General features: G+C 34.4%; 23 protein-coding genes, 1 tRNA gene and 1 other RNA gene. 14 read left to right on the top strand and 11 right to left on the bottom strand.

Annotation, left to right across the window (positions count from 1 at the left end):
• Positions 1 to 468: 468 nt before the first annotated feature.
• The 6 genes from P3L37_RS03545 to P3L37_RS03520 all read right to left on the bottom strand — a co-directional run bounded on the left by P3L37_RS03545 (position 469) and on the right by P3L37_RS03520 (position 7,156).
• The gene (locus P3L37_RS03545; RefSeq protein WP_238562811.1) at positions 469 to 1,191 is read right to left on the bottom strand and encodes a fimbrial protein; all 723 of its coding nucleotides are present in this window, start codon (positions 1,189 to 1,191) and stop codon (positions 469 to 471) included.
• A complete protein-coding gene (locus P3L37_RS03540) occupies positions 1,178 to 2,794 on the bottom strand; it encodes a fimbrial protein (protein WP_227024218.1) in 1,617 nt (538 codons plus the stop codon). The genes P3L37_RS03545 and P3L37_RS03540 overlap by 14 nt, the downstream gene beginning before the upstream one ends.
• A 7-nt stretch (positions 2,795 to 2,801) precedes the next feature.
• Complete coding sequence (locus tag P3L37_RS03535) at positions 2,802 to 5,300, bottom strand: TcfC E-set like domain-containing protein (RefSeq protein ID WP_109911907.1); 2,499 nt, start codon at positions 5,298 to 5,300, stop codon at positions 2,802 to 2,804.
• A gap of 19 nt (positions 5,301 to 5,319) precedes the next feature.
• Positions 5,320 to 6,003, bottom strand: a complete 684-nt coding sequence (locus P3L37_RS03530) for a hypothetical protein (RefSeq protein WP_004914433.1) — start codon at positions 6,001 to 6,003, stop codon at positions 5,320 to 5,322.
• Between the two features lie 91 nt (positions 6,004 to 6,094).
• Positions 6,095 to 6,700, bottom strand: a complete 606-nt coding sequence (locus P3L37_RS03525; protein WP_004914437.1) for a common pilus major fimbrillin subunit EcpA — start codon at positions 6,698 to 6,700, stop codon at positions 6,095 to 6,097.
• A 135-nt stretch (positions 6,701 to 6,835) separates the two neighbouring features.
• On the bottom strand, positions 6,836 to 7,156 hold the full coding sequence (locus P3L37_RS03520) for a helix-turn-helix domain-containing protein (protein ID WP_109911906.1): 321 nt from the start codon (positions 7,154 to 7,156) through the stop codon (positions 6,836 to 6,838).
• A gap of 1,812 nt (positions 7,157 to 8,968) precedes the next feature.
• Here P3L37_RS03520 and P3L37_RS03515 point away from each other — a divergent pair.
• The 9 genes from P3L37_RS03515 (at position 8,969) to P3L37_RS03475 (ending at position 18,255) form a co-directional block, all read left to right on the top strand.
• Positions 8,969 to 9,274 carry a helix-turn-helix domain-containing protein gene (locus tag P3L37_RS03515; protein ID WP_004914446.1) on the top strand — a complete coding sequence of 102 codons (306 nt, stop codon included), beginning with the start codon at positions 8,969 to 8,971 and terminating at the stop codon, positions 9,272 to 9,274.
• A 97-nt stretch (positions 9,275 to 9,371) separates the two neighbouring features.
• Entirely contained in the window at positions 9,372 to 9,980 is a 609-nt protein-coding gene (locus P3L37_RS03510) for a common pilus major fimbrillin subunit EcpA (protein ID WP_004914448.1), read from the top strand.
• A gap of 94 nt (positions 9,981 to 10,074) precedes the next feature.
• Positions 10,075 to 10,758 carry a hypothetical protein gene (locus P3L37_RS03505; protein ID WP_004914450.1) on the top strand — a complete coding sequence of 228 codons (684 nt, stop codon included), beginning with the start codon at positions 10,075 to 10,077 and terminating at the stop codon, positions 10,756 to 10,758.
• Positions 10,759 to 10,777: 19 nt separating this feature from the next.
• A complete protein-coding gene (locus tag P3L37_RS03500) occupies positions 10,778 to 13,273 on the top strand; it encodes a TcfC E-set like domain-containing protein (protein WP_272667451.1) in 2,496 nt (831 codons plus the stop codon).
• A 25-nt stretch (positions 13,274 to 13,298) separates the two neighbouring features.
• The gene (locus tag P3L37_RS03495) at positions 13,299 to 14,915 is read left to right on the top strand and encodes a hypothetical protein (RefSeq protein WP_004914456.1); all 1,617 of its coding nucleotides are present in this window, start codon (positions 13,299 to 13,301) and stop codon (positions 14,913 to 14,915) included.
• A 133-nt stretch (positions 14,916 to 15,048) separates the two neighbouring features.
• Positions 15,049 to 15,687 carry a fimbrial protein gene (locus P3L37_RS03490; RefSeq protein ID WP_410479545.1) on the top strand — a complete coding sequence of 213 codons (639 nt, stop codon included), beginning with the start codon at positions 15,049 to 15,051 and terminating at the stop codon, positions 15,685 to 15,687.
• Positions 15,688 to 16,210: 523 nt separating this feature from the next.
• The gene (locus P3L37_RS03485) at positions 16,211 to 16,936 is read left to right on the top strand and encodes a transcriptional regulator (RefSeq protein ID WP_162598834.1); all 726 of its coding nucleotides are present in this window, start codon (positions 16,211 to 16,213) and stop codon (positions 16,934 to 16,936) included.
• On the top strand, positions 16,929 to 17,423 hold the full coding sequence (locus tag P3L37_RS03480; RefSeq protein WP_004914465.1) for a FidL-like protein: 495 nt from the start codon (positions 16,929 to 16,931) through the stop codon (positions 17,421 to 17,423). Before P3L37_RS03485 ends, P3L37_RS03480 begins: the two co-directional genes overlap by 8 nt.
• A 550-nt stretch (positions 17,424 to 17,973) precedes the next feature.
• Positions 17,974 to 18,255: a helix-turn-helix domain-containing protein gene (locus tag P3L37_RS03475; protein ID WP_004914468.1), complete on the top strand. Its 282-nt coding sequence runs from the start codon at positions 17,974 to 17,976 to the stop codon at positions 18,253 to 18,255.
• A 297-nt stretch (positions 18,256 to 18,552) separates the two neighbouring features.
• On the opposite strand, the gene P3L37_RS03470 is transcribed toward P3L37_RS03475, so the two are convergent.
• Together P3L37_RS03470 and dnaQ are read right to left on the bottom strand one after the other, a co-directional pair.
• A tRNA-Asp gene (locus P3L37_RS03470) sits at positions 18,553 to 18,629 on the bottom strand.
• Between the two features lie 153 nt (positions 18,630 to 18,782).
• The gene (dnaQ, locus tag P3L37_RS03465) at positions 18,783 to 19,544 is read right to left on the bottom strand and encodes a DNA polymerase III subunit epsilon (RefSeq protein ID WP_004914471.1); all 762 of its coding nucleotides are present in this window, start codon (positions 19,542 to 19,544) and stop codon (positions 18,783 to 18,785) included.
• A 54-nt stretch (positions 19,545 to 19,598) separates the two neighbouring features.
• Between dnaQ and rnhA the strand changes: the two genes are divergently transcribed.
• Positions 19,599 to 20,069, top strand: coding sequence for a ribonuclease HI (rnhA, locus tag P3L37_RS03460; protein ID WP_004914473.1), 471 nt, complete (start codon positions 19,599 to 19,601; stop codon positions 20,067 to 20,069).
• On the opposite strand, the gene P3L37_RS03455 is transcribed toward rnhA, so the two are convergent.
• Positions 20,066 to 20,800: a class I SAM-dependent methyltransferase gene (locus tag P3L37_RS03455; protein WP_109911903.1), complete on the bottom strand. Its 735-nt coding sequence runs from the start codon at positions 20,798 to 20,800 to the stop codon at positions 20,066 to 20,068. The genes rnhA and P3L37_RS03455 overlap by 4 nt on opposite strands.
• A 40-nt stretch (positions 20,801 to 20,840) precedes the next feature.
• On the opposite strand from P3L37_RS03455, the gene gloB reads away from it, so the two are divergent.
• The 4 genes from gloB to P3L37_RS03435 all read left to right on the top strand — a co-directional run bounded on the left by gloB (position 20,841) and on the right by P3L37_RS03435 (position 24,216).
• Positions 20,841 to 21,596: a hydroxyacylglutathione hydrolase gene (gene gloB, locus P3L37_RS03450; protein ID WP_004914477.1), complete on the top strand. Its 756-nt coding sequence runs from the start codon at positions 20,841 to 20,843 to the stop codon at positions 21,594 to 21,596.
• Between the two features lie 81 nt (positions 21,597 to 21,677).
• Entirely contained in the window at positions 21,678 to 23,048 is a 1,371-nt protein-coding gene (gene mltD / locus P3L37_RS03445) for a murein transglycosylase D (protein ID WP_109911902.1), read from the top strand.
• Between the two features lie 522 nt (positions 23,049 to 23,570).
• Entirely contained in the window at positions 23,571 to 23,939 is a 369-nt protein-coding gene (tomB, locus tag P3L37_RS03440; protein ID WP_004914480.1) for an Hha toxicity modulator TomB, read from the top strand.
• A gap of 73 nt (positions 23,940 to 24,012) precedes the next feature.
• A complete protein-coding gene (locus P3L37_RS03435) occupies positions 24,013 to 24,216 on the top strand; it encodes an HHA domain-containing protein (protein WP_004905417.1) in 204 nt (67 codons plus the stop codon).
• Positions 24,217 to 24,539: 323 nt separating this feature from the next.
• Here P3L37_RS03435 and ffs read toward each other — a convergent pair.
• An RNA gene (gene ffs / locus P3L37_RS03430) (signal recognition particle sRNA small type) lies at positions 24,540 to 24,636 on the bottom strand.
• Positions 24,637 to 24,777: 141 nt separating this feature from the next.
• On the bottom strand, positions 24,778 to 25,236 hold the full coding sequence (locus P3L37_RS03425; RefSeq protein WP_004914482.1) for a YbaY family lipoprotein: 459 nt from the start codon (positions 25,234 to 25,236) through the stop codon (positions 24,778 to 24,780).
• Positions 25,237 to 25,314: the final 78 nt, after the last annotated feature.

Below are 25,314 nucleotides of genomic sequence, written 5' to 3'. Positions count from 1 at the left end.
GCCATCGGTCTCCTTATCTAAGGAACCACAACACATCGACAACAAACTGAGCATTTCACGAATAGAGCGATTGAAAGTAACCCAATTCTACCCATACCGCAATATTTGCTATGTTCATGGCAGCAGATCGCTAATAAATTGAACTGCCGCAAAGCTGAATCCATTCCATTGCGCAAAATATCCCTTAAGACTTACATTTTTGCGCAAGTGACTAACCTTATTAAACCTGAGTTCAGTGTCTGGGATCAAGGTGATTTATGCTTCTAGCACATTTAGCTGCCACATTAGTGATAATTGGCAAAGTTTTAGACAAAAAAAAGCGCAATATGCCCGGATATTTTTGTTTGAGTTGAGTAAAAGACCTAGCCTTTCTAATGACTATTAATAGATAGAAGTAACATGAATTGAAAAAAAACCAGTAACAACAAGTATTACTGGCTAATCATATAATATAAAATTTTAAATCAGCTAATCGCAGTTGCCTATAGAATAGTATTTATCAAATATAACAATGTATTTACGGCTTTTTTTCTTTACAGCTTCATGGTGAAATTCTTGTTGTGGTAAAAGATAAAGAACTAAGGGCTGCTCATCATCCTTTACTTCACAGCTTTCATGAATTAGCACCCTAAAATAAGTATTGCCCGTATTTTTTAATATGCCCGCATCCGCATCCATCGCATATTTAAACTCAATATCTTTCGGCCTAACCACAAAATAGGTTTCTAAACTAACTGTGGGGTAAAATAACGGTTGCTGATTCTGAAAAGAGTCAGTTTCCACATCAAGTGCCGTTTCACTGATCACAATCTTATAATAGCGTTCTTTATCATCCGCTTTACCGCGATAAAAAATCTTAAAATACTCTTGCTCACCGGGTAATACGATTTTTTTTAAAGGGGTAAAAATAATTTCCCCTTCTTCTATTGGATTCCCTTGCTCTTTATTATCAGGCTTATCTATTTGGTATGCACTAAATGTATATAAATTCACCTTTTTCGTATCATTGATATAGGACTTTGAAAAAAAGCTTTTATTGGGCTCTAAAGATGAAATATCTGAGCTCAAATAAAGTGAATAGGCTTTACCAAAACATGAAAAAAGCAATAATAACAGCGAGCTAATCAATAGTTGAGTCGCTATACGCTTCAGCTTATCAGTATAAATCGCGCCAACCTTATAAATGGACATCTGGCCCCGTCCAAATCGCTTTCACGACAACCGTTCCACTCGCAGACACCGTTCCTAACCAATCGATGCCATCTAACGTAAATAATGAGTTTGAATCATTCATTGGGAAACGTAAATCCAAATTAGTGCGATAAAAAGAACCTAAATCTTGGTTAGGGATATCCCATGGTGTTTCCGTCCACAAGGCATTATCCATCGATATTTCCGTACCATCACAACTTGAGCGATAAGACTCTTCGATACCTGAAGCATTTTTAAATGACAAGTAAGCTGAAAACGGAACACGAAATTTGTCATCATCGGAGCTGAACAAACAAAAGTTTTGTCCGTTAACATTCACTGTCGGCCCCTCGACTCTTGCAGTGATCGCGTCCGCTTGTCGAGGGCCGCTTGTCGTCACAATATAATTAAACTCAATTGGTGGTTCCGCTGGGCCAATTTTCCCAGTTTTTGACGGGTTAGGAATATAATCCGCAGGCACAATACTAATGCTGTAGTCCCTAGGCTTTATCACTAACTGGTTCGATGGCGTGAATTCATAATAGCCTGACTGTGGGGCAGCGGCAGGGTTCGTAAACGAAAACGTAAAAAAGTCTTGGCTATTGGTGAAATCAATATTATTTGTCACTAATTGTTTGAAAAACGTATTAGAAAAAAAGATAGAAACATAGTTATTTGAACTTTTAAAATATGAGTTCGCTGCATAAGATGAGTTGTAATTTTGCCAAACATTAGAACCGTCGTCAGGGCCTATTTTTATTGACGCAGCAGCAGGGGTAAATGGAATTAATGTTGAATTTACTTTTAATGTTAGCAACACATTCGCAAAAATATCCCCCGATGTTTCATGTTTTACCACTTGGCAAATTAAACCGTTCACGTTGGCAACAATACCAATACGACAAAATTGCTCCCCGGGACCTAGGCTTGGGTTACCATTACTATCAATGTAAACTTCTTGCATTGCGCCTGTTGAACTCAGTTTAATATGCCCTGATTTCGTCATTGTAAACTCATGAGATGCGATAATTCGTCCACCAACACTTTGGCAACTTTCCCCTTTTGCAGGGTCATAATCCAAGTCAGTCATACATGCACGATAGCTATAAGTTTCTACTGTACCAATAGGCAGTTTTTGAAAATATTGGTATGTTGACTCACTAAAAATACCTCGCGCATATGCCCCTTCCCCCAAGGTATTATCCTGTACAATTTTATACGCGCCATTTCGACCAACATATTGTGCAGGCCAATAACCCGTATCGCGATTACAGTAATTACGCATACAGCGGTTACCAATAAATGGGCTATCAATCGGTGAATTTTCAAACCAAATATCTACATTCTGGTTGGCCCGAATCGAGGTATTGGTGTAACCCATATAACCTAAGCTTTCTTGGTTTCTTGCTGAATAACGGGAAAATTTATTTGCGCCAGTGAATCGAGGATCTAAAGACCTTGGTGTTACAAAAAACTCATTATCAACACCATTTTCAATAAATACATAAGAGTTACTCAGAGCCACAGCTAAGCCAGAAGAACTAAAGACGCCATTCAATAAACAACTCGTCAAAAATAGTAAGAAATATTTTTTATTCATCATGAAACTCTCATTGCCTTAATGCGACTGTTCTTTGCGGGTCACAGGTAACATCCCCTAGCCATAACGCACCTCTGGCTCCCTCTAGATTCAAATCAGCTTCGCAAATAGTTTGCTCATCTTCTTGTAGAAGTGAAATAACAGGGTAGCGAACATCGACATCCATCGAAAACTCACCATTGTGATCTGTTTTTGTGCGACCAATATGGTTACGGATAGACGCATATTTAATAAATTCGCCAGTTGGCGATTTCAAACGACCAAATACCGTCACGAGCTGCCTAACTTCAGGTTTATAAATAGCAATATTCCCAGGGTATAATGTGACAGACTTATTTCGCCCCGATACAATGTCAAAACTGTCTTTAGATTTCGCATCATTCATTAATTGAATGTCATAATCCGAATAAGGGGATAATGGAATAAAGGTATTTGCTCCACTAATAGGGTAATTTTGCCCATTAACACGTGCTGTCATACTCCCAGCCCCATAAATATCCGAATTAATAATGACGCCTGATTTCCCTTGCTGCCCACTTGGCATAATAGTTCCATTGCTATAAGCGACTGAGCCTCTTGAGGTCAAATTACCATTAAGCCTATTACTATCGGGCCGGTTAAGTGTCACCATACCTGAGTTATATTTAGTCTCGTAAGAGGCATAGCCCATTGTTGAAATATTAGACTCACCGTTATTTTTATCTTTAACTAGCTTTGACACCGAACCTCCGACACTTGTAATAACCGAATCATCAAAGCTCTTATTCGCATAAATATTGGCTTTCACATTACCATTGCTCGATGAAAGACCTGTACTCAACCATGTTGATAACGGTAATGAAAAATCGAGGCTAATAAATTTTTCATTCATACTTTTTTGGTCATCATAGTGATAACGCTGAACGCCTGTTCTTAACCCAATCGTGCCGTAACGACCTGAAAACAATGTATTTGAATACTCATAGTTAATTGAATCACTACCAATACGTTTATCTTTTGTACTACTAATAGTGAATGTTCCCGCTCGCTCAAATACCTTGTCAAAATTTAAAGTCGCGCCATAAGAATAACTATCAGAGTCATAAATGGGTAATTCACCTTTTACTACGGCCTTTTCTTTCGAAGCCCAAACAGATCCATAGCCATCAGGTATATTTGTCGATAGCGTAGCAATATTTCTATGGCTTCCATGGTTTTCAATCATTCCCTGCCAAGACAGTGATACATACTGATTTAAAGAAAAGTTAATACTGCTTTCATTAATTAAAAAATTGTCATAGCCATAATTAGACATCTGAATATTTAATCCAGATAAAACAGGAAAACCTTTTGCCACGGACGCACCGACTAAATAACTTTGCTTCAGTGGCTCACGTTTAGAATATTTTCCTCTTACATAACGTTTCTTATCGAAATCAACATATCCCCCATAGACTTCCCAATTTAATTTTTCAAAATTAGCGCCGCTAGTTCCAAAGGACTTATTAATTGTTTGATGTTGAGTCGTCACAATTTTACCATCTACAACGGTCTCAATCGTGACATCATAGATACCAAATGGAAGAATACTCGTGTCGACTTCAAAGCTACCCATCGGAAAATTTTGAATATTTAATAACTTTCCATCACGGTAAATACGAATTTCACCTGGGCTATTTAAAAATACATAGATTGGTGTTAACGAATATTTTGAGTTCACCACGACACTAGATGCATTATTTCCTAGTGTAACTGCATAAATTTTACTGCTATTTAGTGTCGTTAGGCTCGCAATAGACTGTAAATTCCACGTACTCATTAACCCAATCGCATAACGTATTCCATTAAAATCGCGTTCATACATAGCACGATATAATTCAATATCAGAGTTTGATTTACCAATGCTGTAAGCTGATGCATTAATGTTAATGTGGTGTTCGGCTATAGCCAACAAAGTATCTAAATTAAAATAGCTACTCGACGAATTTTTCCCTTTTTTTACCTGACTTCCAAAAACACCTAAATCATAATTAGCTACTGCAGAAAAATCATTTACCGATGAGTCACCTAGAGAAAATTGCCTAACTTTTTCTTTAGGCACAAAAGCATCTTGGTCAACATCGAGTGACAGATTAAATGAAGAAATATCTAACTGAAGTAATGCATCTTTATCAATCTTAATGTTATTTGATTCATTGAAAAAGTTATCCTTACTGTTTTCTAATTCATCTATCAATAATGAGCTTAACTTTGGTCCTTGGCTATTATCAATAAAATTAATATTCGCAAGTTTAATTTTTCCTTGTTCAACAATAATGATGGCATCAGCAATTTTATCTTCACTTTGATTTTTTTCTCTAGAGGTATTTAATCGTAAAAAAACAGGTACTGACATTCCCTCTTCCAGTGCCATAACAAAAGCTGGCGGAATAATATACCCACCAATTTTAATACGCTTGTTATCTTTAGCATAAACAACATTTGAAAAAATAAAGCTCATTATTGATAATGCAATAATACTTTTATGCATAGTTAAGATCCAATATTAGCTATTTGACCACAATAAAATTACCTTTGTGCCAAATACCAACACTTGTTTTTTTATTATTTATATCGACCAACTGAAGTTTTACAGCTAAATTTGGCATCAAGTAATAACGTTCTTTACAGATCCCATCGGAACCAAGATTTATTTTATCAGGTAAACAAGGTCCTGAAGCAACAACACGAAAAGAACTGTTCCCTAAATTAGCAACTTTCTGATTTTCATATTTGTATTGAAAGTTTTCTATTCTAGGTGCAACAACAAGTATTGTACTAATCGTTGCAGATGTTGTTGCTGATGCTGATTTTGAACTTTTCGTAATCCCACTTTCACTAATTGGGTCATCTTTCCAATTTAGTCGATAATAACGTTCCTTATCGTCTTTCGGGCCATTGTAGATAACTTTAAATACATCACGTGCATTTCCCGGAAGAATAATATTCGCTGGTGTTGACAATATTTCGTTAGGATCGTTAGTTGAAATTACCTTTCCATGTTCTAATGGTGTATCTATTTTTTCTATCGTTAAGTTTACTAATCTAGCCGCATCAACTGTGTTTTCAATTTCCTTAGAAAGTGAATTTTCATCAGATGAAATAATTTCTGTGATATTACCAACATTAACAGCCAAGGTATTTTTTAGTGGGAGAATTGATAATAGAATAACTGCTATTGTTGTTTTTTTCATAATAGAACTCAAAATAAAAAACGATAAAGACTCTATATCCTTATATTATCTTTATCGTAACAAAGGATTTTTTATTTAATTAATAAAAAACTTATGGAGTAACAAAAGTTCCTTCCCAGTTTGCAGTAAACTGGACTTTCACATCACCATCCCAAACACCATCATCTAAGTCTTTAAACTCAGCGACTGCGCCTGCTGCTTTAGCTTTAGCAATAACAAAGGTGAACTCACCGCGATCTGTTGCACGGTCTGAGCTATTATAAACACCATCAGCCGCTAAATTATCTAAACCTGAAGTAATACCGTCAGCAACGCTGATTAACGTAGTATCCGTAGCAGTGTTTAAATCAGTACCATTCCATTTAACGCCAACTTCTAATGTAGAATCGTCGGTAGTTCTTGCTAATGTATTAGCAATAATTTTAGATGTTAATTTAAAGTCAGTTGCGCCGGATTGTCCTTGAATAGCGACATCAAATGCACCATTTTGCTGATTAAAGCTTTTTTGGCCTTCGGCGTAATTAAAAGTTAAGCTTTTTAGTGGAGTCACAACTAACATGCTTGTCGTGTCTTTAATTGCAGTCGCTTGCCATGTTGCTGTTGCTTGAGCGGTACGTGTATCTGCATTTGCAACGGTAGCAAAAGAAGCAGCAATAACCCCAGATAATAATACAGATGATATTTTCTTATTAAACATTTTATTCTCTCTAATTTAAATTCAATATACAACAAATGAAAAATTACTTAGTATAAAAAACACTTTTAACTGTGTTTTTTATAAAACATAATCTTGAGCACTATGAGAATAGAGCTAGAACAATTTAAAATAATATTACTGCTTTTTATTTATGAAACTATCAATCAAGTAATTGCTTAATAAATAACTTTTTTTACTTTTTTCTTTCTCCAATTTTATATCGATATCACATTCGCTTTGAACAAATAAAATAAGCTCAACCCAATTCTTATCTAATAGGCGTAAAAGATGACTTAATTGGTCTATTGTTAATGATGTTTTCCCTGTTTCATAACGAGATATTTGTTGCTGGCTAACATGCATTAGCTTTGCCAATTGCTTTCCCGTTAAATTTTTTTCCTTTCGAGATTTTCTTAAAAATATTCCCGCATAATAACTCAACCTATTTACTTCCATAAGCATTTCCAAAATTTTCCCGATGTATAAACCAAATTTAATTTTTATTAAATGATAATCATTAATATATTTATTTAATAGGCTAAATTATTCTAGTGATAATTCATTAACTACTAATTTATGCTTAATAATATAAATTGATTAAAAAACGTGTAAAAATGTTTAAACCTATCAATAGAATTAAAATCAATAGGCCTGAGCTTTTTAATGTTTTTTTGTACCCATATTTTGAGATATACAACCGAATAAAACACGCAATTGGAGTAGAAAAATGATAAGTAACTATGTGATTAATAGATTAATTTTAAATGTGATGATATTGTTGCTGTTATTGCTATAATATGTTGCAAGTATTATTACTTATAAAACAATATAGATTACAGTGACACGCCAATTAATGCTAAGTTTCATTTTGTTACAATTTGGAATGCAATGTATTACTTGTAATTTAAAATAACACTTAATATGAGTATTAAGGATTTTGCTCTATAAAATACTCATTGATTAGCGTTAAGATCGAGTATGCTATTTTTATTGATTCATATCAAAATATACTCATTCATTTTTATTTTTTTAAAGAATTAAAAAAATAAAAACAATGACTATAATAACTATCCCTACTGAAACAGTTCATCAATGATATAAAAAAAACATCATTTCAACCCTTCAAATAAAGCACAAAAAACCATCTATTTTGCTCTATTTATACCAAAGAAAAATAGTAACGTTTATAAATTATAATTCACACTTACCAAGAAGAAAAAGAAAATCGTTCAAAAAACAATCTGGCTAGCTATCCCAGGATAGCTTATCGATATTACTCATCATGTATAGATAGCTTATGGACTTCTAACAACCAACGTTTTTACTAACAGACATTCCTATGCTCTGTTACTATACCCAAAAGTATAATCTCTAGTGGAAAGCTAAGTGCAAAAGAAAGGATTAAAATCTAGATTAGCTGCTATGTAGATAGTTATATCTAATTTATAAGTAATATTTAGAGTAGCTTTAGGTGATGAATTGGGTTTGGAACAAACGCGCATAGTATTAGGTACTGCAAAATCGGTAAAATGAAAGGCAATGGAGGACATAACCCCCCACCCCTGATTCAACTATCACTGGTAAAGTACTTTATGAAATTATAGAAGATAAACAGGTCTGTAGGACGAAGTATTAGCTCCTACTCCCTATGTACCACAATAGGTTCATGATATAGAAAGTTGATACTATAGTGGATAAAGCAAATCAACTATTTGTTTTATCTTACATTTATTCACCTAATAGACATTGATATTATATCATATATCTAATTATCAAAGTGGGACTTTAACATCATACACATTAAATTAGTTAACTGAGTTATTAATAGATAAGAGAGTTAAATACACATTTAAAATTACAATTCTACCAATATAACTGGTTTCCTACCTTTATTCTCAATTCTTCCCTCTCTTTAATTGTAATAAATTGTAACTTTCAATGTGGATTCTTTATGCTTCTTAATTAAATATACATTTGTTAAAAATTATAATAATTTTACACTTATTTGGTGTATTTTTTTATTGAATACCCTGTTTTCAACATTATGAAGTGTATTTTTAACCAATTAAACTGGTGAAGAGATATTTTTTAATTGAATAATGCTAAAAAAAACAGATTTAATAGAAAAAACCTATTGAAAGTAAATCTTTAATAGAAACCCTGCCATTTACTCTTTTTTTAATGTATTTATTATAACACTCAATTAAGCAAGCGAGTGAGCTAACGAATATCACATAAATAGATCTATTAATATTAGAGGCTGAAAAAATGAAAGCTAATATAATTAGTAGTCATGTAGGAAATTATTTACGAAAATCACGCAAAGAAAAAAACATGACAGGAAAACAGTTGGCAGAATTAATTAATATTAGCCAACAACAGGTATCTCGCTATGAAACTGGTACCAGTTCATTATCGCTAGATCAATTAAATGAAATCTTAACTGTTTTAGACAAAAGATGGATTGAAATGATTTACTATATTGATTGTTTCTCTGAAGAAAATAAAAGAAACAATATAAATTTAAGTAAAAAAACAATCGCAATATTACTAAATAGCATGAAAGATATTTAAACCTTTCATTTTAAATTCAATAAAACCATATCAATATGTAAAAATTAAATAACTATTTTTACTATTGTTTTCTATCAATATAAAAAGAGAGATTAGTATGTTAAATAAAAAAATGGCTTCTGTATTGTTATCAACAATTATTGCAGCTTCTTTTGCTACCGTTGCAAATGCAGATACACGTACCGCTCAAGCAACAGCTACATGGCAAGCAACTGCAATTAAAGACACGACAAGTATGTTAGTTGTGACTCCATTAAGAAGTTTAACCTTTAATTATGCCGAAGGCCAAAAAAGCTTTAACCAACAAAATGGCGCATTTGATATCGCTATTCAAGGCCAAGCTGGTGCAACTGACTTTAAATTAGCGTCAAAAATTATTGCTAATACATTAGCAAGAACTACCGACGATTCTAAATTAACTGTTGGTGTTAAATGGAATGGTGAAGATCTGACTAAAAATAATGATTTAGTATTAATTGATACATCAACCGGTTTAACTTCTGGTTTAGATAATTTAGCGGCTGATGGTATCTATAATGGCTCAGAGCGTGCAGCAGATCGCGGTGAATTTACCTTTGTTATTGCTGGCGCTGAAGCTGATGGCGCAGCGACTGACTTTAAAGCACTGACTGACGGTACATGGGATGGTGATGTGAAAGTTCAGTTTACTGCAACTTGGGACGGTGAGTTTACTCCAGCTCCTTAATTCAATATCCCCTTATTAGATAACTAAATATTACGATAAAGATACTATAGGGAAATAATATCTTTATCGTCATTCATTTTATAAATTTATGATTATGAAAAAGATAACATTAGCATTAATTTTATTATCATGGTTACCATTAAAAAGCAGTTTTGCTGTCAATGTGGGAAATATCACTGAAATAATATCATCGGATGAAGACACCTTATCTAAAGAAATTGAAAATACAGTAGATACGGCAAGATTGGTAAATTTAACGATAGAAAAAATAGATTCACCACTTGATACTGGAAAAGTAATTCCAGTTACTGATCCCAATGAAATATTATCAACCCCCGCTAACTTAATTCTTCCGGGGCATGCAAAAGATATATTTAAGATAATTTATCAAGGCCCAAAAGATAATAAAGAACGTTACTATCGATTAAATTGGAAAGATGATCCTATTGGCGAGAGTGGTGTTACACAAAGTGCGAAATCGGCATCAGCAACAACATCGGCAACAATTAGCACAATTCTCGTTGTCGCACCAAGAATTGAAAACTTTAATTATAAATATTCTAATTCCCAAGTTTCAAATACTGGAAACAGCACCTTCCGTGTAGTGGCTTCAGGCCCTTGTTTAGCAGAAAAACAAAAATACGGAGCGGATGGTATTTGTCGCGAGCGTTATTACCTCATGCCAAATTTAGCTGTCAAATTACAATTTGTCGATGTCACAAATAAAAAATCAAGCGTAGGTATTTGGCACAAAGGAGAGTTCATTGTTGTCAAATAATTAAGAATGGACTTAAATTATGCGTAAAAGTGCTATTGCTTTATCAATATTAAGTATTATTTTTTCGAATACGATTAATGCCAATGAAATGAAAAGCGTTAAGATCGGTGGATATATTATTCCTCCTGCATTTGTTAGTGCATTGGAAGAAGGAATGTCTGTACCTGTTTTTTTACGACTAAATGATGATACGGTAACCAATCAGAGCGAAAGCAAAATTGCAGATGCAGTTATTGTAATCGACCATGATAATATTAAATTATCAAGTATTCATCTCATTGAAAATGAGCACGGTGCGAAACTAAATAATTTACTAGTCGATAAACTTGAAGAAAAAAAGGATGCCATTTTTAATGAAAGTAATGGCATTGTTATTGATAATAATGCAACCCTTCAATTAAACATCTCTTCATTTAATTTATCATTAGATGTTGATAAAGCTGCTTTTTCGCCAAAAGAACATGCGCGGCAATCTGTACTAGGAAATTCTTCAGTCAATTCATTTTCAGCAGTAGCTAACTATGATTTAGGGGTATTTCAGAGCCGTGTTAAAGATTCAAAAGATACATCCAGTAGCTATTTCAATTTAGATACATTATTCGCAGCTGCGGAACATCACTTTAATGTAAATGCATCAGCATATAGCATTGGAAAATCTAATTCTAATGTTGAACTGTATCGTGCAATGTATGAGCGTGATTTCAACGGATTCCGTTTTGCACTTGGGCTAATGAGTACATGGAATTTGCAATCTATTGCCAGCTTAACTGCCCTTAGCAGCAGTAAAATTTATGCGGCATCAATAGGAAACAATTCCTCAAGTATGGTGACAAATAAGCAGCAATCACTCACGCCGATTTATGCTTTTTTAAATAGCCCAGGTGAAGTACGTATTTATCGACAAGGTAAATTATTAAATATTCAAAATTTTCCCATGGGTAATTTTGAAATTGATACAAGTATACTGCCTTATGGCATTTACGACGTCACTATTGAGACGGTAATCGATGGCAAAATTGTCACAACACAGCACCAAACAATTAATAAATCCTTCGGAGCGATAACAGGCGGTTTTGATAAACTCAATTGGGAAATTTATGGTGGTTATATTGACTTTGATAAGCGCCATTATGTAAGAAATGAAGGCTCAACGAGCCAAACTCCTGGTAAAAGCTATTTAATCGGAGCCTCTTTCGCTTATAACTTCCCTGTGTTGTCTGGCGTGCGTTTTCAAATGTCAAATTATGGGTTTGATAAATTTGTTGTACAAGAAACGAGTATCAATGCAGCTTTAAATAACTATATCTCAGTTAACTGGCAAGGCATGCTAGAAAACCATGGTAGTTATCGTAATATTGCGACTCTTTCTGTCAATATACCGGAAGGTTACGGTTCTTTATGGGCATCTAAAGAAAAAACTGTAGTGACTGGTGATTTACCACTTTATGATGCTGACAGTTATTCTTATGGCGGAACCATTAATTTTGACAAAATAATTGATAGAACTGGGTCACTGACTATTAGTAATACTAAAGATCGTCGTATTGGCAGTGATTCAATTAACTATGAATATGCGAATACATTATTCTCTGGCCGTTATGGAACCGTGGGGCTAAGAGCAGGTGTACAGCGTTATCATTATGATAATCAAAATAGTACCAACGAAAAATATATTAACCTCGATTTTTCCTTACCCTTATCAACATGGTTGAGTACAGGTGTTTCCTCAACAAATGGTAATGTGAAAGCGAATATTTATGCGAATAAAAATTTTGAAAATTCGGTGATTACCAATGCAGGGGTTTCTGTCTCCAAATTAGTCCGAGATAAAGATAATGGTGAATCCAATTTTTCAACATTAGGCTATGCTTCTTATGATACTAAATATAATTCAGGTACAGTGACGATTAATCGCCCCGATAATAACAGGCTTAATGGCAACTTAACATCTCGTGGCTCAGTGGCATATAGCGACGGCATGATCATGCCAAGTGGGCAGCAAGGCAAATCAGGCGTTATTATTAATTCCGATATAAAAGGTAGCGGTAGTATGGTCGCAAAAGTAAATGGGCAAAATTACCCAATTAGCGGAAAAAATACCTTTATTCCATTATCCCCTTATTCGGATTATGACATTCAGTTAATGAATGACGGAAAATCAAAAGACAGCTTTGATATTGTCTCAGGGCGAAATAAATCCGTCACATTATACCCAGGAAACATTGCTCTTTATCAACCAGAGGTAAGGCAATTAGTCACGGTATTTGGCCGTCTGAAATCACCAAATGGTGAATACATAAAATATGCCTCAATTCGAAATCATATTGGTCGCACAAAAACAGATCAAAATGGTGAATTTTCCATGGATGTTGACGTCCGATATCCAGTGATATCGCTATTACAAGATGATCAGCAAACAATTTGTGAAGCAGATTTAAACCTTCAAGGTGCACGTGGTGCATTGTGGGTCGGTGAGGTGACATGTGAACCTCAAGAAGCATTTGCTAAACGTTAATTATCACTTTAAAGGCTAATTTAATATGCGATTATTATCGATAACAGCACTTTTTATTTCATTTTCGGCTCTAATACCGAATTCGTTTTCTGCAACAGCACCATTACAAGAGTATGTCATTGTCGAAAACCAAGTTGATAACGAATTCTTTATTGTTGCTAATAGAGTTGACCCACGCTTCTCGGGCTCAAATGTATTCACAAAATACCAGCGCAATAGGCAATACAGCTTAGGTTATATGGGATATACAGGAACACCTTTTAGCTCAACTTATAATACAGGTGATATTTGGTTAGAAAATTCTCCCGTAAGCCAACCTTTTATCGGGAATCGTTGTATGACAAATAACCGAAATTGCCCGGCGACGTCTTATTGGTCAGCTCAGCAGTTACGAGATAATGGTGCGTATAAAATCCAACAAACAGGAACACCGGGTGAGTCTGGATATTCAAGACCGATATTTTCTGAATCTTTTTATCGCTGGTTAGCCGAAATACCACCAGGAACAGAATATACTTTTGATTTAAGAACCTGTACAAGCCGCGATGATTATGATTTAAGTAACGCAACCTGTATGACGAGTGGCGGAAGAACAACAACACAACAACATTACATTCCAACCAATAAAAAAGGCAATATTATTCTAAAAGGAACGGGAGCCTTACAAGAAGTTTTTGTGGATAGCAATGGCAATCCAACTATTGGACTTGGTTCTAACTTTTGCTCAACAGGAATTGTTGGAAATACATCTGGAATTATTTGTAAGTTAGTTGAATTAGAAACCCAAGGGCAATCTATCGGCGGTACATTTACAGTTCGTATGTATATTGATAGCGCAAAATTAGGCTTAGCTAGGGACCCCCGGGCTGCACTTATTCAGTATAAAGGGAGTAACAGCACACGCTGGACGAATTGGTCCTCAACAACCAACATGTCAGAGATCTTTAATAATGGCTCACAAAATATTGAGGTTTTCCTCTCAAATGAGTATTTAAAGTCAATTGTTGATGCTTCACCTAATTCAACCGTCACACTCGCTGATAGCGTGTATACTTTTGGTTTTCAATCACCACTTCCTCAATCGGGATTTTATGAATTTACGCCTTCAAATTTCTTAATAATTAAACCGAGGGATTATGGAATCAGCATTATTCCTGCAGATTTTAACCCAAACCAATCGAAAACGGGCAAAGTCGGCAATGATGAACCACCAATAGAATTTAATTATATCGTCACAACTAGCGGGCCAAGACAAGCGGATTCTATTACGGCAAAAGTTGAAGGACCAAACACAACATTAAAAGGACAATCATACTGTTTATTTACCTCGAGTGATAATAAACTTAATGTCCCTTTTTCCGCTTATCTTTCATTTAAAAATGAAAATGGCGCTAGAGAATCACACCGAGCAAGTTGTGATAGCAATGAAGTTTCATTAAAAAATGCATTATGGTCTGAAACACCATGGGATAGGCCTAATGAGGATTTAGGATCTTTTTATCGGACTAACTTAGATTTATCATTCCCAATGAATGACTCTGAATCATTTTTTACATTAGATGGCATTGATTGGTTAGGAACCGTTTCTGCAAGTGGCACAATAACTGTCAAAGCAATTTGGACTGGACCCGATATTCAATAATATCTAATGACGACTTATAGGGCTACTTGTAAAAGCTCAAATGGCCCTTTTATTGAACCTCATATATACTTAAACTTTGGCTTGGATTTTTAATATGAAACCATTTTATTTACTTAAAATCCTATTCTTGATTATGCTATCAATGCTTTGCAATAGTGCTGTTGCTTTATATATCAATGCAGATATTTCTTCGATGGAGTCAGGACAAGAGTTTTTTTCTAAGCCATACATCAATGACACAAATAAAACTAATTTATATAATTTTAGTGCTTACAAAATTGATAAACCAGGTAACCAAGAACATGGAACATCTCTCCATAATGGCGAGATTATTTTTACTCCATTGAAGAAAATTTTATTACCTGGAGAACAAGAGTTTTTTAAGATTTTTTATCGAGGAGAAACCGATGAGACTGAGCGCTATTATAAAATCATCATTAGCGAAACGCCTCTTGATATGCGTAATGATGATGAACAAAAAAAGCGACCTTTATTTTACCCAACGGTTAGCCTAGAAACCTATTTCGTTGTAAGACCCAAAAAACCAGATTTCAAATATGAGCTTAATCCCAGTACTCGTATTCTAAAAAATACGGGAAATACCTATTTTAGAGTGCTCTTACATGAAAACTGTGATGCTAATGATGATTCCGAGCCTTATGTATTTTACTTATTACCTGGCCAAGAATCTAAAGATGAGCGTCTTAAAAAGAAGAGCCGTAAATATATTGTAATCTTTGATAAATATTACCCAATTGGCAACTGTGAATAAAAAACCAATAATATCAATTTGTTATAAAATAAAATAACAAATTTGACTATGCTATTGTTTAAAAAAATTTAATTATCTAATCATAATTCGATAGATACTCTGTATCTATAATTACCTAAAAGCATTACAAATTCATAAAACTCAGTTATATAAAATTGCTTCAGACAATTTAAAAATAAATTAATTTAAGCATCTATGACTTGAAATAGTGATTAATACTGTTTTTTGCCCAAATATAAAACATCAAAACAAAAAATGTCAGTTTCATTAATACGATACACTGAAATTTTTCATCATTACATATATAACCAATCATTATAAACAAAAATTTATTTTCATATTTTCTTCTCAAAAAAAGAGTAGTATATTACACTGATATAATTACTTTAAAATCAATGACTATCATGTTAGCTAAAAGTAACCAAACTAAGCACATATTTTAATAACTAAATAAGAGTCATGTATGATATATATACTGAATAACATAATAAAATATAACTCTGACTTAGGTGAAATATTTAGGGTGGATACAGAACTCAGTGTAATGAAATTAACCCCCGTATTGAATTATATTTTTATAATACTAATTCAAAATAACAAAACGACTATCACTCGTGAAGAGATACTAAAAAAAATACTAAATAAATATGACTTAAAAGTTTCGATAAACACGCTTAACCAATACATTAGTACATTAAGAAAAGTATTACATCAACAGCTTTTAGTTGAAAATGCAATTCTAAGCATATCAAAAAAAGGCCTTGTTATCTCTTCTGAAATTCAAATTGAAGAATCGATTGCCAAGTTCAATAACAAAATAGAGAAAAGCCTAGCTAACCCTCCCATTTCAAGCAAAAAATCTGCCAAATCACTATTACTTAGTAATAAAAATCATATTATTAAAAAAATATTATTGATAATTAGTGTTTTTTTACTTTTGGTGATTATTTACCTTGTAAATCAAATTTACGCAGTAAAATACCCATATACATCAATACAATCATACAAAATTAGCACAATTGGTGATTGCCCTGTTTATGGATTCAAAGATAACTATGAAAAAAACATAAGTGATACAATAGGCAAACAAGCAATTGATTTTAACTTAACCTGTGAAGATTCTGATATCTTTTATTATTACAACAACATACAAAACTTAGGAAAAAACAAACATAGCTTATTAGTAAAATGCAAAAAAAACAAAGATTGCATTTCAACAAGAATAAACTGGCAGGAAAAAAATGACTAATAAAACACTATACTCATTGATACTAACATTTTCATTAATCATCGTTTTCTTGTTGTTTAACTTGAATTTAGAAAAAAATAAAGCGCAATATTGCGAAGCAACTGTTTCCTCTAATTTCATATTGGCTAATAATAAATCATCATATGCACTAGATATGAAATTAGTAAAAAACAATGATAACAGTGGGTATATTAAATTATTAGGAACAATTACAACTGATAAAACATATACTGTCAATCGAGTTGTTCATTTCAATCAATCATCAAGACAGTATATAAAAGATTTAAAATTAACCATAAGTTATGACAGAAAATCTACAAATGATAATGTCCCTGATGATATATTCGAAAAATATTTCAAAGCATTCAACCTAAATTCAATTGCATATGTAGAAATTGATGAGATAACTCCTGATTGGTACCTTTTTTCAAGTTCGTTTGGCCCTTATTTTGTCTGTAGCAGACAAGCCAAATTAAATACAATTTAATATATAGCGTTCCACTTATAAAGTTTAGATAATAGCAAGTATTGCATCTTTGCTTCTTATTATCATTTCTATTTATCTCCAACTAATTAGGTTTGATTATACTTTTATCTAGAATTAAATTTGTATGCTACCTATCGATAAGTACTAACTCAACCCTTAATAAGTCACCATTTCAACTTAATCTATAAATACTTTCTGTAATTTTATGTAAAAATATAAATAATTACTTTTATATGACTATAAATGCATTTTTTTCATTTATTATTTATTATATTTCTACTTTTAAGCCCCCCTTCAAGTTAACATAACGCATTGTTTTTATTGAATTATAAAAACCTATACTTTAGTTTAATAGCTTATAGTCATTATTAATATCTATATTGATAGTCAGGGCCTATTAAATAAACTATTTTTGATTCATTAAAACAATTTCACATTAGTAACTAAAAAATATAATCTACCCTTCATTGAGAAAGCCAAAAAATTTAAAATAGTGCTATCATTAATAGCTAACTTTTAGATAATAAATTTATAATAGAGAGAATATAAAATGAAACATATCAATACTAAAGAATTGAATATAAATAACGACCTAGATATTGTTATGGCCACCGCAAAATACTTAAAATCTGCACGTATTGAAAGATCATTAACGGGTACAGAGGTAGGAAATCTATTAAATTTGAGCCAACAACAAATATCAAGATATGAGAATGGCCAATCTGCTATTTCTATTGATAGCCTTCATACATATCTTAAAGTATTAGGAAAAGATTGGTTAGATTACTTTAGATCTGTTATCTTAGTTAGAGTTCATGCGAATTACTATTAATACAAGCAATACAAAATTTAAATTAATTATTTTAAATAAGAAATTAATTTTAAGATAAGTGCTCAAAATCACATATCAATAACAACATGAAAAATTTTAAAGTAGTTAATATGATTGAAAAAAATGCGAATTATTCTCGCAAGTTTACTATTTACAAATCTCATTATATCAAAACTTAACTCGAAGAAGTTATTAGAAGCAGCAAATGATATCTATAGAAAGGAACTCTCAGTGCAGTTGAATACAGTCATTCAAAAAGAAAACGCCACGCTAATAAATTAGCGTGGCGTTATAATTTGGCGGAACGGACGGGACTCGAACCCGCGACCCCCTGCGTGACAGGCAGGTATTCTAACCAACTGAACTACCGCTCCTGATGTTCCCTGCTGGGAACGCCATGCATATTACGAATACTTGAGGACCCCGTCAACACTTTTTCTTGTTAAATCGCACAGTTGAACAGTTTTTAGCCTTGAGAGGCTTTTCTATCCATTTTCCTAAGCAAGTATAAATAATGAAATCAATTATTAGTGTAAATTTTCAGCTTCATCAGAAGGTTGGCGCCAAAGACAAGGTTTGCCGCCTTTCTTATCAACAATATCCAACCGAGCTTCATGAGCAATTATTTCTTCATCAGAAGCAAAAATCACTCTAAGACCGCTCTGAGGACGTTCAATCCTTTGAATTTCATACTCTTGCTCATTATTAGCTGATTCTGAATCCATCGAAAATGATAATGAAGTTTGCCCGCCCGTCATTGCCAAATAGACATCTGACAGAATCTCAGCATCGAGTAAAGCCCCGTGCAGTGTACGCTTAGAGTTATCAATTAAATAACGGTCACATAACGCATCCAAGTTATTCCGTTTACCAGGAAAAAGTTTGCGAGCCAATACTAAGCTATCAGTGATAGTACAAAATTCTTGCGTAGGCGGAATACCTTTATTGAGTTTACGGAATTCATAGTCCATAAAACCGATATCAAAGGGGGCATTATGAATAACAAGTTCTGCACCACGAATAAATTCAAGGAACTCATCCGCAATGTCAGCAAAAACAGGTTTATCTTGTAAAAATTCATCACTTATCCCATGCACTTCAAATGCCTCAGGATCCACTAAACGGTCAGGTTTAATGTACACATGAAAATTACGCCCTGTGAGTCGGCGGTTAATCACTTCAACCGCACCAATCTCAATTATGTTGTGCCCTTCATAATGAACACCGAGTTTATTCATACCGGTTGTTTCAGTATCAAGGACAATTTGTCTGGTTATCACCGTGCTCATAATGTTTTTTTGTGTCAAACTAGAAAGGAACGAATAATATAGAGTGTAACAGAAATGACAAAGCAGGTAGAAATTTTCACGGATGGTTCCTGTTTGGGCAATCCTGGCCCGGGTGGATATGGCGTTGTTCTACGCTACCAACAACATGAAAAAACATTGAGTGATGGATATTTTTTAACCACGAATAACCGCATGGAACTACTTGCAGCCATCGTTGCATTGGAATCACTAACAAGGCCTTGTGATATTATTTTAACCACTGATAGCCAATACGTACGACAAGGAATCACACAATGGATCCATGGCTGGAAACGAAAACAATGGCGAAAAGCGGATAAATCCCCTGTCGTCAATGTTGATTTATGGAAGCGCCTTGATGACGCCATCCAACGACATACAATTGATTGGCGTTGGGTTAAAGGCCACGCAGGCCACCCTGAAAATGAGAAATGTGATGAACTGGCTCGAGCTGCCGCGTCAGCGCCGACTAAAGAAGATACAGGTTACCAGCCTGCACAAAACTAAGAAGGGTCGTCTATCTTCATTGATTTACTGATCTCCTTCGCCGCACCGAGTGCTGTTCCAATCTTAACCTTCGGTTGCTTGAATTTTAGTGGTGTCGGAGTCAGTGGATAAGTCCGTTTCCGCGCCACAATCACGCTTAAAGCCCCTATTCCCCCACAGTTTTTATTCATTCGTCTTTGTGCACTCAACCAAGGAAATATTTGGCAATTACGATGATACAAAACTTCATAGTTTAATAAGCTTAACCAATCAAATACCCTAACAGAGGGGAAAAAACGGCTACAATAAGGCTGCCGTTTACGTAAAACAGGTACGAGTTTCGCCATTCCGACAAGACTGAAAGGGTTAAAACCTGAAATAATTAGCCAGCCATCGTCGATTAACACCCGGTCAACCTCACGTAAAAGCCAATGAGGATCATGGCTATATGCCAAACAATGAGTCATTAGACAGGCATCTATCGATTTTTGGGTTAATGGTAATGCCTCGGGCTTTGCAATAAGATTAAAACGAGGATCACCAGTACCAACATTAAATTGGTGGGAGATTAAGCAGCCTTCGGTATGGATTTCAGTACTTAAATGGCCTAACTTAAGCAAATGAAAGCCAAATATCTTCGGCCACCAAGGGCTAAGTTGATTTTCTATGGCTTGACGATATTGTTCTCCAAAAGGAATGTCAGACCAACTAACTGGCATTTGAATTTTTTTATCAATACGCGCAGGCTTCATGAAATTCCCCTATTAACTATTAACAAGTATCGAGGTCATTATGGAGTTAATTCGAGTACCAGCTTTAAACGATAACTACATTTGGGTTTTAGTCGATGGCCACCAACAGTGTATCATCGTTGACCCCGCAGAGGCAGAGCCTGTGCTTGAAATAATTACAGCTAAACAGTTGACGCCTGTCGCCATCCTATTAACTCACCACCATAATGACCATACAGGTGGTGTAAAAGGGATTTTAAGCAAATTTACAACTCTTCCAGTTTTTGGCCCAAAAGAAACCCAATCTAAAGGGGCGACAGAAATAGTCGAAAACGGTGATAAGGTCATAATTAACGAGTTCAACCTACAAGTTATTGCATTATCAGGCCATACTTCTGAGCACATCGGCTTTTACCAAGCACCTTATTTATTCTGTGGCGACACGCTGTTCTCTGCCGGTTGCGGGCGGATATTTGAAGGAACACCGGAACAAATGTTCGAATCTATCCAAAAAATTGCTGAGCTTCCTGATGAAACCTTAATTTGCTGTGCCCATGAATATACTATATCTAATCTAAAATTTGCACACCATGTATGGCCTGAAAATGAAGCGATTACACAATATTTACAAAAAATAACGCAAATACGTGACAAAAATCAACCAACAGTACCTACTACATTGAAAACAGAGAAAAAAATAAATATTTTTCTGCAATGCGATAACCACCAATTACAGAAAAAACTCGATATTAATGTACAAAATCCACCTTTAAGAGCAGTTTTTACCCTGTTGCGTCAATTAAAAGACCAATATTAAAGTTTAATGATTGTCATATCGGGGTGGGATAAGTATTATTGTTCGACTTTTAAACATCAAAATGAAGAACAATAGAAAAGAATGAAGATAATCGCGACGCTTATCGCCATTGTTCTGTTGGCCGGATGCCAAACTGCCCCGAAAAAAATTAAGCAGAACAAAACTCCAACTAATCATACTATTGAAACTGTTGCATCACACAACCAAGCAGCCAGCCGACAATTACCTAAAGTCGACTATGACCTATGGGGCTATATTAGTGATGAACTAAAAATGGATATCCCTGATAAACCTCAAATTAGGGAACTCGCAAATAGTTATTTAAATAAACAACGTTTTGTCTACGATGTGGCATTAAGAGCTGAGCCATACATGTACCTCATCGTAGACGAAATTAATGAGCGCAATTTACCTATGGAATTAGCTTTAATTCCTATTATTGAAAGCTCATTTAATCCTAAAGCAACTTCTCCTGCACAAGCTGCGGGTCTATGGCAAATCGTTCCTATCACTGCACGCTCATATGGACTAAAACAAACACAATGGGTTGATGAGCGCAGGGATGTGGTTTCTTCAACTAAAGCAGCTTTTGATCTTCTCGAAAACTTAAATGTTATGTTTGGCCACGATTGGGAGCTCACCCTTGCTGCCTATAACTGTGGAGAAGGCTGTGTTCAAAATGCTATCAAGAAAAACGAAGCTGCCGGGCTACCTACTGATTTTTGGTCACTCTCATTACCAAAAGAAACTAAACAATACGTACCAAAAATCTTAGCACTTAGCCAAGTATTGAAAAATCCTGAAAAGTACCAAGTTAATTTGCCAACAAGTAATAAAAATCGAGCACTCACTCAAATCGATGTTGGTCAACAAATCACGTTATCTCAAGCCGCTGAGTTGGCTGGGTTAACTGTTGAATCGGTAAAAACGTATAATTCTGGTTATACACGCGGCATAACATCGCCAAGTGGCCCTCATTATATTATGTTACCTACAGCAAAAGCTGAACAATTCAAAACATCACTCTCAGACGAAGATGTTTTAAACACTATTCGTTTAGCCGCACAACAAAACCAACAGATAAAAACAGCACAACCCACTGCAATTTCTAGCGCGCGTCAAAATCGAGCTAAAATAGCTACATATAAAGTACGCAAAGGCGAATCTGTCGCGAGTATTGCAAAAAAATTCAATACTACCGCCAAAAATATTCAAAAGCTAAATGGGTTAAAAACTGCGAGTGTTATCAAACCAGGACAAGTATTAAAAGTTACGAGCTCAGCGCCTACTGCAAGTAACCGTAAGGCAAAAACCTATAAAGTAAGAAAAGGCGACTCCTATTATAGCATTGCGAAACATCATGGCATAAAGCTCAATGATTTAATGACTTGGAATTCAGGTGTTAAAATGGCAGACCTGAAACCAGGGGTAACCTTAAACCTCTATCTTTAAGTTATTCTCATCAACAAAGCTTTTGTCTATTTCAGGCAAAAGCTTTTTTATTTTTAATTCTCTTATTAGTAAAAATAAATTATTTGAATGAATTAAATAGGAAAATAATTTTTATAACATCTTTTGTATAAACACTTCATATTCACTGTACTAGAATAACTGATGGTTAAACTATAATTTAAATACTTCATAAAATTGAGTTTAAGCAGAACATACGCGACCCAGCCCCCAACAACTTGCTAATAAACTAGAAAAAGTAGTTTATTGCTGGTGACATATGTGATAATAATGCTATTATTATATCGCGGCTAGTTTAGTCCGAGCTGCCAGTCCGTATTCGAATATCGCTTATGTATTATATTAATAATCTTCGAAAGTTTAACGAACTAGCAATAATCTTATATTTTTCAATATATTAACATACAACCTTTTATATTGAACATAGGTGCTTTAATTAGTTAACATGACATTATTGATAAAAAATACACACAGCAAAAGTCAGATTCGCCTGCGGAGGTGATTATGGATGAATACTCACCCAAAAGACACGATATAGCAGAACTAAAATACTTATGTAATAGCCTCAATAGAGACGCTATTTTAAGCTTACAAAAAACAAATACACACTGGATTAATGATTTAAGCTCCCCGCAAAGCGCAGCCTTGAATGAACTTATTGAACATATCGCTGCATTTGTATGGCGGTTTAAAATCAAATATCCAAAAGAAAATCTTGTTATATCACTTATCGAAGAGTATCTCGATGAGACCTACGATTTATTCGGCAGCCCAGTCATCACGCTCAGTGAAATTATAGACTGGGAAGCAATGAATCAGAGTCTTGTCACTGTGTTGGATGATGACCTAAAGTGTCTAACCAGCAAAACCTAAAGATATTATTTATCTTTAGCTCAACTACAAAACCGTATATAAATAAGTAATTTTGCACAAAAGAAAGGGTATTATGACCAAATCTGATTATCTGATGCGTTTAAGAAAATGCACAACAATTGAAACTCTTGAGCGTGTCATTGAAAAAAATAAGTATGAATTATCTGATGATGAGCTAGAGCTATTCTATTCAGCTGCAGATCACCGCTTAGCTGAGCTCACAATGAATAAGCTTTATGATAAAATTCCAGCTTCTGTTTGGAAATTTGTTAGGTAATATCTTATTAACACGCACAGATAGTGAATGGTTGTAGCCGGTAAATCCCCTTATCGGCTGGACGCAATGCAATTATCGTTTTATTATTGGCATTATAATTATGCTAATGGAAATTTATTGCTTTTAATTTTAGCATATCAACTTTTCTTATTACAATAATCAACAATGAATGTTGTATTCTTAACCTTTCTTTTTTAACTTCAGAATTTATTTGAGATTTAGAGTTTAATTAACAATTATAAAATATAATTAAATAACATATTTATAATAAATTAGAATATATAGATGAGAGGAAAGGCAAAAGATGCTGAGTTGGGTGGGAGCCCTGCCAGCGACATCCCGGCACACACGACCCCTGCTATGGCTGCTTCCTTCCGGACCTGACCAAGTTAACAAGTTAGCGTTGCGGGAGAACCAAGAGAGCCCCCATTGATTGCTTCTTTCAAAGCAGGGGCATTATGCTTGATAGTCATTGAAATAGCAAGAAACCCCTGACCAAGTGACGTTTTATTACACAAACTCATATAAAAATAGCGACTCAACTAAAAAGTCGCTTATTGGCTAGTTCGCAGGTACCATCAACAATTCAACATTTTTTGTGACGCCATTATTGATAACCTCTACAACGCTATCACTAATGTATAAAAGTTTTCCATTCGCGTTCACGGTTGCATTAACAACTAGCGAGCCTTCCTGCCTAACTTCATTTTTTTGGTAAGTTAGTTCAAAAGGAATGGTTGGACGATTATTCACTGAATTGTAATATTTTTGAGATAATATCAGTGCAGGTAAGTCCGCAACCGTTGTATCTGCCAACGTAATTGTAACAACTGCGTCTTCAGGTAAAACAGTATCCTGTAAAATCACCACACGGCCCTCGATTTTTCCTGAATCGACTGTCTGGTTATTATTACTATTTTGAGCATTAAGTGCTTTTTCGCTGGGCTTGGTGCTATTCCCTTCACAGCTAACCAACGTTAAAATCACTAATAAGCTAACAATATAGCGAAAAAACTTCATAGTTATTACCTATAACACAATGTTTACTAAAACATTTTAAAATAATCGGAATAGACAAGTCATTTTCTGATGAGGGAA

The organism is Providencia sp. PROV114 (assembly GCF_032704305.1).
GTDB classification, from domain to species: Bacteria; Pseudomonadota; Gammaproteobacteria; order Enterobacterales; family Enterobacteriaceae; genus Providencia; species Providencia rettgeri.
The sequence above is the reverse complement of the archived record's forward strand: the minus strand, read 5'-3'. Positions and strand labels throughout refer to the sequence as shown.

What these genes read in the sequence shown, in the direction of transcription:
- P3L37_RS03545 (WP_238562811.1), bottom strand. Translation starts at nt 1,191, where the DNA reads ATGTCCATTTATAAGGTTGGCGCGATTTATACTGATAAGCTGAAGCGT.
- P3L37_RS03540 (WP_227024218.1), bottom strand. Translation starts at nt 2,794, where the DNA reads ATGATGAATAAAAAATATTTCTTACTATTTTTGACGAGTTGTTTATTG.
- P3L37_RS03535 (WP_109911907.1), bottom strand. Translation starts at nt 5,300, where the DNA reads ATGCATAAAAGTATTATTGCATTATCAATAATGAGCTTTATTTTTTCA.
- P3L37_RS03530 (WP_004914433.1), bottom strand. Translation starts at nt 6,003, where the DNA reads ATGAAAAAAACAACAATAGCAGTTATTCTATTATCAATTCTCCCACTA.
- P3L37_RS03525 (WP_004914437.1), bottom strand. Translation starts at nt 6,700, where the DNA reads ATGTTTAATAAGAAAATATCATCTGTATTATTATCTGGGGTTATTGCT.
- P3L37_RS03520 (WP_109911906.1), bottom strand. Translation starts at nt 7,156, where the DNA reads ATGGAAGTAAATAGGTTGAGTTATTATGCGGGAATATTTTTAAGAAAA.
- P3L37_RS03515 (WP_004914446.1), top strand. Translation starts at nt 8,969, where the DNA reads ATGAAAGCTAATATAATTAGTAGTCATGTAGGAAATTATTTACGAAAA.
- P3L37_RS03510 (WP_004914448.1), top strand. Translation starts at nt 9,372, where the DNA reads ATGTTAAATAAAAAAATGGCTTCTGTATTGTTATCAACAATTATTGCA.
- P3L37_RS03505 (WP_004914450.1), top strand. Translation starts at nt 10,075, where the DNA reads ATGAAAAAGATAACATTAGCATTAATTTTATTATCATGGTTACCATTA.
- P3L37_RS03500 (WP_272667451.1), top strand. Translation starts at nt 10,778, where the DNA reads ATGCGTAAAAGTGCTATTGCTTTATCAATATTAAGTATTATTTTTTCG.
- P3L37_RS03495 (WP_004914456.1), top strand. Translation starts at nt 13,299, where the DNA reads ATGCGATTATTATCGATAACAGCACTTTTTATTTCATTTTCGGCTCTA.
- P3L37_RS03490 (WP_410479545.1), top strand. Translation starts at nt 15,049, where the DNA reads ATGCTATCAATGCTTTGCAATAGTGCTGTTGCTTTATATATCAATGCA.
- P3L37_RS03480 (WP_004914465.1), top strand. Translation starts at nt 16,929, where the DNA reads ATGACTAATAAAACACTATACTCATTGATACTAACATTTTCATTAATC.
- P3L37_RS03475 (WP_004914468.1), top strand. Translation starts at nt 17,974, where the DNA reads ATGAAACATATCAATACTAAAGAATTGAATATAAATAACGACCTAGAT.
- dnaQ (WP_004914471.1), bottom strand. Translation starts at nt 19,544, where the DNA reads ATGAGCACGGTGATAACCAGACAAATTGTCCTTGATACTGAAACAACC.
- rnhA (WP_004914473.1), top strand. Translation starts at nt 19,599, where the DNA reads ATGACAAAGCAGGTAGAAATTTTCACGGATGGTTCCTGTTTGGGCAAT.
- P3L37_RS03455 (WP_109911903.1), bottom strand. Translation starts at nt 20,800, where the DNA reads ATGAAGCCTGCGCGTATTGATAAAAAAATTCAAATGCCAGTTAGTTGG.
- gloB (WP_004914477.1), top strand. Translation starts at nt 20,841, where the DNA reads ATGGAGTTAATTCGAGTACCAGCTTTAAACGATAACTACATTTGGGTT.
- mltD (WP_109911902.1), top strand. Translation starts at nt 21,678, where the DNA reads ATGAAGATAATCGCGACGCTTATCGCCATTGTTCTGTTGGCCGGATGC.
- tomB (WP_004914480.1), top strand. Translation starts at nt 23,571, where the DNA reads ATGGATGAATACTCACCCAAAAGACACGATATAGCAGAACTAAAATAC.
- P3L37_RS03435 (WP_004905417.1), top strand. Translation starts at nt 24,013, where the DNA reads ATGACCAAATCTGATTATCTGATGCGTTTAAGAAAATGCACAACAATT.
- P3L37_RS03425 (WP_004914482.1), bottom strand. Translation starts at nt 25,236, where the DNA reads ATGAAGTTTTTTCGCTATATTGTTAGCTTATTAGTGATTTTAACGTTG.